At 62.0% G+C, this 6,181-nt stretch carries 9 protein-coding genes; 3 read left to right on the plus strand and 6 right to left on the minus strand.

The features are described 5' to 3' along the window. Positions 1-55: 55 nt before the first annotated feature. Both U9983_RS26100 and U9983_RS26105 read left to right on the plus strand, forming a co-directional pair. Positions 56-445 (plus strand): hypothetical protein, encoded by a 390-nt coding sequence (locus U9983_RS26100; RefSeq protein WP_322756553.1) that lies wholly within the window; start codon positions 56-58, stop codon positions 443-445. Positions 446-549: 104 nt separating this feature from the next. Further along, complete coding sequence (locus U9983_RS26105) at positions 550-1,341, plus strand: transposase (protein WP_322756554.1); 792 nt, start codon at positions 550-552, stop codon at positions 1,339-1,341. A gap of 134 nt (positions 1,342-1,475) precedes the next feature. Here U9983_RS26105 and U9983_RS26110 read toward each other — a convergent pair whose 3' ends face one another. The 6 genes from U9983_RS26110 to U9983_RS28195 form a co-directional block, all read right to left on the minus strand. Next, entirely contained in the window at positions 1,476-2,213 is a 738-nt protein-coding gene (locus tag U9983_RS26110; protein WP_322756555.1) for a hypothetical protein, read from the minus strand. Continuing rightward, entirely contained in the window at positions 2,210-2,473 is a 264-nt protein-coding gene (locus tag U9983_RS26115) for a hypothetical protein (RefSeq protein ID WP_322756556.1), read from the minus strand. The genes U9983_RS26110 and U9983_RS26115 overlap by 4 nt, the downstream gene beginning before the upstream one ends. Before the next feature lie 187 nt (positions 2,474-2,660). Next, the gene (locus tag U9983_RS26120) at positions 2,661-3,566 is read right to left on the minus strand and encodes a transposase (RefSeq protein ID WP_322756560.1); all 906 of its coding nucleotides are present in this window, start codon (positions 3,564-3,566) and stop codon (positions 2,661-2,663) included. Positions 3,567-3,587: 21 nt separating this feature from the next. Then, entirely contained in the window at positions 3,588-4,451 is an 864-nt protein-coding gene (locus U9983_RS26125; RefSeq protein WP_416211553.1) for a hypothetical protein, read from the minus strand. A 214-nt stretch (positions 4,452-4,665) separates the two neighbouring features. After that, positions 4,666-5,103 carry a hypothetical protein gene (locus U9983_RS26135; RefSeq protein WP_322756558.1) on the minus strand — a complete coding sequence of 146 codons (438 nt, stop codon included), beginning with the start codon at positions 5,101-5,103 and terminating at the stop codon, positions 4,666-4,668. After that, a complete protein-coding gene (locus U9983_RS28195) occupies positions 5,100-5,486 on the minus strand; it encodes a YwqJ-related putative deaminase (RefSeq protein ID WP_416211554.1) in 387 nt (128 codons plus the stop codon). The genes U9983_RS26135 and U9983_RS28195 overlap by 4 nt, the downstream gene beginning before the upstream one ends. Positions 5,487-5,682: 196 nt before the next feature. On the opposite strand from U9983_RS28195, the gene U9983_RS26140 reads away from it, so the two are divergent. Further along, the gene (locus U9983_RS26140; protein ID WP_322756559.1) at positions 5,683-5,931 is read left to right on the plus strand and encodes a hypothetical protein; all 249 of its coding nucleotides are present in this window, start codon (positions 5,683-5,685) and stop codon (positions 5,929-5,931) included. The last annotated feature ends 250 nt before the right edge of the window (positions 5,932-6,181 follow it).

Raw genomic sequence — 6,181 nt, forward strand, 5'->3', positions numbered from 1 at the left:
ATGGTTCGAAGCCGCGAGTCCATTCTTTAAGTGATGATCAAAGCGGAGGTTGGGCGTGGAACTATTGCGCGAGGTATCCGGCCGAGAGGTCGTTAGTCTGCAAGGGGTTTTCTATCTGAGTGAAAGCGTTGATCTCGGGCCATCCTTGGATTCTGTGGAACTCGTCTTCAGGGATGGTGGATCGATCATTTTTACAGCGGCAACAGACTGGACTTTGAGGGTCTCCCTGGGGGCTTGGCCTCAACTTCCTGAATGGTGTTGGCCGCCAAAGTCATGGACATTCACTCCGCTGGAGACAAAAATTGGCGATGCGGGATTTGATGGAATAATAGATGTGAAGGATTTGCATAATGAAGTAGGCGATTTGGTTGGTTTTATCCTAAAATTCGGTGCTGGTAATTTGGCAATCAAGTCAGGTGACGCAATAGCTATCGAGTTGCATTGAACCGTCCTGGATTCGGTAGAGACTGTGCCCTTTGAGAGGATAGAGCCGTGCCTGCACCCAGGAAGTGCCTCGACGAGCTCTGAAAGGGAATTTGATCTACATTGATGGCGGTGCTCGCCACGGCGCTCCCCGACCGCAGCCTGCACGTGGTCGCCGACGCCGCCTACGCCGGCAAGGAGCTCCGTGCCCTACCCGCCCAGGTGACCTGGACGACCCGGCTGCGGGTCGATGCCGCCCTGTACGACCTGGCCCCACCACGCACCAGCCGCAGGGGCCGGCCCCGGTCCAAAGGAGCGCGGCTACCGGGCCTGACCGCGCTCGCCACACAGCTGCCGTTCACCCCGCTGCCGGTGCGCCGATACGGACAGACCACCACCGTGAACATCGCCACCGTGCGCTGCCTGTGGTACGGCACGTTCGGCCCACAACCGGTCACCGTCATCCTGCTGCGCGAGACCACCACCCACACCCGCGGCGGCTATGACACCGCCCTGGTCACCACCGACACCCTCACCCGACCGGCTGAGATCATTCACCGGTATGCCGCCCGCTGGTCGATCGAAGTCATAATCGAAGATGCGAAGCAGCTCATCGGGGTGGGAAAGGCCCGTAACCGGCTCGCTCACGCCGTCGAGCGCACCGTCCCGTTCGGCCTGACCTGCCAGACCCTCACCATGCTGTGGTACGCCACCGTCGGTCACACCCCCACCGACGTCGCCGATCACCGCGACCAGGCCCCCTGGTACACCACCAAGGCCAACCCCTCCACCGCCGACATGATCGACAAGCTGCGCCGGGTACTGATCGCCACCAAATATCAGGTCACACGCCCCGACCAGCCGACCCCCGAGGAAATCCACACCATCCGCCTAGCGTGGGAACTCGACGCAGCGTAACAGCGAAAGTCGAGTTAGTAGATAGAGCCTTGATTCCGCCCAGTTCCTCCTAAAACGATCAGTCACACAGTCATGTCACAAGGGCCCGACATCCGTTACTCCACCCATGGTCAACAGTGAACCCGCGGCTTCATCTATGGCCAACAGCCGGAATCGTGAGTTGTGTTTCGAGCTAACTCGCCAGCACGCTCAAGCAAGGCAAGACTTGAGGTCCATGGCTTCTCGGTCAACCTCAGGCTTATATATTTATCTCGAATAACAATCGGGCGGTTCAATACCGCAGCAATCGCCTCCAATTGCACAGATAAGGGCGAATTTACCGGTACTTCCGTTAACCAAGCCAATACAGGAGGCATACGCCCTTGAGAGACACGTCGGTGGATGCACTGGAGCGACCGTGTTACTTCGAGTGCATCCTCGTCCATTCCATAGATGAATAAAGGGCTAAGCGTAGATGCCACGACCCCGATAAGAGAGTCGATATATGACCAAGACCGATCGCGATACTCATCGGACAGAACGAAAGTATCAATATCCAGAGCGCAAACGTCGAACTGCGGGCTATCGGGAAGTCCGACGATCTCCACCGGAAGGATCCCATGCGCTCGATGGAACGATATAGAAACTTCGATTCCATCCTCATTTTCTAATGCGATCAGACCATCCGTATCATCGAGCCATTGAACTGCGCCACGCATCGACTCGAAATGAAGTATTCCAGCACCATCACCTGCTACACAAACGATGCCTCCGTCCTCGTCGCGCCGAGAGATGAACCCGGCGCGACCGAACTCGGCAAGTAAAAAGCCAATGCGACCAGCGGACAAGACTCCGGAAGGAAGAAGGTATCGGAAGGTCCAAGGCGACGTCATGGAATCGGCCTCGCTCCACCAGCGCCGAACCATTTGATAGCGAGATCGATAGCGCTCTGCGGCGTACCGGAATCGTACATAAACATGGCACGGCCTCCAACATTGTTCGCAGCCCACGCGACACGCTGGAGCTGCTGCCCGAATTTGGCTAGATTCTGCGCTTTTGCAGGACCGCCCACCTCGATGAAAGTCTTATCTCGTAGTACGACGTCAATATCGGTTTTACCATACGGTGTTGTGACGATGCGACCTTCATCCACAACATCCCTTCCGAAATATGAGAAGACGCGGGCTACGCGTGACGTACCGACGGCACCTGTATCTGCGTTGGCAGAGTCACTGTACCCCTGCTGATCTCCGTCGCCCTTGTCATCAGGGAAGATAGGTGGGGCGGGGGGTTTGCCGCCACCGGGCGGGCGGCCCTTGCCACCCGCAGCCGGATCAGGTTCAGGCTCGGCAGGCAGACAGGTAGTCGCCAACGGCGACGGACCCCCACCAACGCACAGCTACCATCCGTGCCCTGCCCGGACGCCCCATCCCCCGACGGCAACGAATCCGCACAGACCCCCGGCGCACACTCTTCAAGCTCCAACGGCTTCCCCGCCACCGACCAACCATCCGGCGGCGCAATATTCGGCGACCCGACCACACCGGCCCCGCCGGCGCATGCTGCTTCAACTGCGGCAGCGGCATCGGTGGAATCCGGGGCTTCGGCTTCAGTTTCGGCTGCGGCAGCCGGTGGTAAACCCTTCCACCGCCGCCACCGCCACCGCCACCGCTGGCACCGCTGGCACCGCTGGCACCGCTGGTACGGACCCCCAGAGGGTCAATTTTCGAGAACCGTTGACAGATGGTCTCGGCGGCGGTGACGAGTTCGACTATGTCGCGGCCGAATGTCGTGACATAGTCGAAGAAGCGGTAGAGGGCCCGGGCGACGTCGGTGCGGCTGGTCGCGTGTCCGGTGCGGGACGGGGCGAGCGCGAGCAGGAGGTTCTTCGCGGTCCAGGCAACGCGCAGCTCGTGGGCGGCCTCGCCGTCGATGTCCTGGAGCGCGGGGAGGGTGTCGAGGATCCTGCGGCGGCCGCGGTCGCAGAACCGCCGCGGCCCGAACCGCAGCAGGTTTTTGATCGTGTACTCCAGGTCGGCGGCGCGGCTGCGCCGGCCGCGCATCCGGTGGGTGTTACGTCGCCGCACGTCATCGACCATCGTGTTCAGTAGCTGGGCCACGTAGAACAGATCGGCGACGATCAACGCGTGTGGGAGTGCCGCGCGGGCGGCGGCGCGGTAGCAGCCCGACATGTCGATCATGATGGCCCAGATCGAGGCGCGCCAGTCCGCCAGCTGGGCGAGTATCTGTGACGATCACGGGGTTTTTCAGCCGGCCCTCGACGGCACCGAGCAGGCCGTGGCCGCCGGTCGAGTCGATAAACACGGTCTGCCAGCAGTCGGCGTCGGAGACCCACCGGTCGGTGCTGGCGTCCGTGTGGGCGCGGCGACGGCCGCGCCGCTGGTCGTCCATCCCAAGCACCCGCACCTCGGGCAGCGGGCCGAACACCGAACGCAGCCATCCCCGCGTCTCCCCGTCAGGCCCCACGGGGGCGGCGAGGTCCTCCGTCGCCAGGGCCCTGGCCAGCGCCGTGGTCTCGAGGGCCACCGGTCCGGCGGGGCCCCGCCCGCCACCTCATCGCCCAGGTCCGGGTCGGCCAGGTCCAGGTCGGCGAGCTGCTCGTTCGCGAGGACCGCCTCGGCGAGCGCCTCGGCGGCGAAGCTCGGGTCGGTGACCGTGATGCCCGCCTGCTCGGCGATCGCGATGAAGCCGCCATGCATGGTGTGCCAGGACATGCCCGCCCAGCGCGCGACCACGTCGACGGCGACGACACCGTCCCCGACCAGGTGGCCCATCGTGTCGAGCGCGGACAGGGTGACCCGCCCGCCGGGCGCGGTGAACGCGACGTCCTCGACGAAGCTTCCCCGCGGGCACTCCTCGTTTCCGCAGATCAGCGTCTGTTGGTGCAGCGTCACCCGCAACGGGATCATCGCGAAGTGCCGCGCCGTGTGTGCGACGCGCTCCTTCACCTGGCACGACTCAGTCCCGCAGCCCGGGCAGCGGCGCACCGTTCCCGGCGCGCTGACCACGTGCATCGTCGGCGTGCCGTCCGCCTCGAACTCCAGGTGCTCGGTCCTGAACCCCGGCAGCTTCATCACCGCGGCTACCTCATACCCCGTACCCTCGAACACAGCGCACCGCCTTCTGGCGATCACGGACTTCAGCAATTCGCGATCTTTCCAGATGGACGGGTGCGCCCTTTTGTACCCCCAGGGTGGTCACGCACCGTCACAGACTACGGTTGCGGACCGTCATCTACTAAACACGGTCTCTGGCCGGCTGTGAAGAGCCGTCATCCGCCCGCCTAACCAACATCCCACGGGTCCACCGAACACTTACTCCAGATCATTCTTCTCGTGTCGGCCATGCCCTTTCGCGACGATATCGCTCCAACAACGAGAAGTTCGGACTGTCACCGCTAATTTCAGAGAATTCAACTACCGCTCCAGAACCATCACTTCGCAAAGAAGAGACCAAAATTCCATACTCATATACAGCTTCAAATCGAACGTTCCCATCCTCGTCGAACTCCCGCAGCGGCCCGTGGAGCACGTTCTCCCGGAAGTAGGACTCGCCCTTCAGAACTCCCGATGGATACCAGTCCCTCGCAGGCCCCGCTTGCATACCCTGGCGATAACTAATCTCTGAGAGTCCATGACCGGACACCTCTTCATATCCAATACCCGTAAAAAGAACACCGCGATAAGTGTATATCAGATCTTCATCGAAATCGAGCTCCGAATCCTCTACCCTCGCCACGCCAGATTCATCGCTTCCACTCATGGGATTTCCTCCGCGCCTCGAGTTAGAACCGCACAGTTAGGACACCGAGCAATCGGCATGCCCTGCTCAGCACCCCGAAGACGTAGATTATAAATCAGGAAGTCCTCGATGTCAGCATCCGGCCTCGCCCAAAGACCCTGATTGAGTGCGTTTATTTCAGAATGAGCACCCGGGATACCCTTCCCCGCCGCATAGGGCCCCTCAAATTCATTGAGCCTTGCTTGGAGATCAGGGTAAAGCGGCTCAGGAATGCCAGTATCTTGACCGAAGAAGATTTCCCCTGTTTGTTTGTCTATCACTCCCGTAAGCACCGGTCCACGCTGCCGAATAGACTGATACTCAGGGCTCGTACGATCCGTAATCGAACGATAACGATTTTGCACCGCTTTCCGCAACCTGACAGCAAGATCATCATCACGATTCGGGTTTCCGTCGTCGGGGAAGGTCGGCGGGGCGGGGGGGTTGCCGTTACCAGATGAACGGCCGGCACCACCCGCAGCCGGATCAGGCCCGGGCTCGTCCGGCGGGCAGGCAATCGCCAGCGGCGACGGACCCCCCGCCGACGCACAGCTACCGTCCGTGCCCTGCCCGGACGCCCCATCCCCCGACGGCAACGAGTCCGCACAGACCCCCGGCCCACAGTCCTCAGGATCCAGCGGCTTCCCCGCCGCCGACCAACCATCCGGCGGCGGCGGCGGCGGCGCAATATTCGACGACCCCGACCACACCGGCCCCGCCGGCACATGCTGCTTCAACTGCGGCAGCGGCATCGGTGGAATCCGGGGCTTCGGCTTCGGCTTCGGCTTCGGCTGCGGCAGCCGGTGGTAAACCCTTCCACCGCCACCACCACCACTGGCACCGGTGCCAGCACCAGTACCGTTGCCGTTGCCGTTGCCGGCACCTGGATTCGTATCAGCCTGCGGCGTCGGCTGATGCGTGGGCTCGTCTTCCACCCACGGCGGATCCACCCAGTGTGGCCGCGGCTCAACAGGCGGAGGCTTTGGCGCAGACCTCGGCGCAGAGTCACCTGAAAGCAAAAACAGAGAACCGACAAGTGCCAGCCCAAGGGCAATCGGTG

Source organism: Protofrankia sp. Cas3, from assembly GCF_963555955.1.
GTDB lineage: Bacteria > Actinomycetota > Actinomycetes > Frankiales > Frankiaceae > Protofrankia.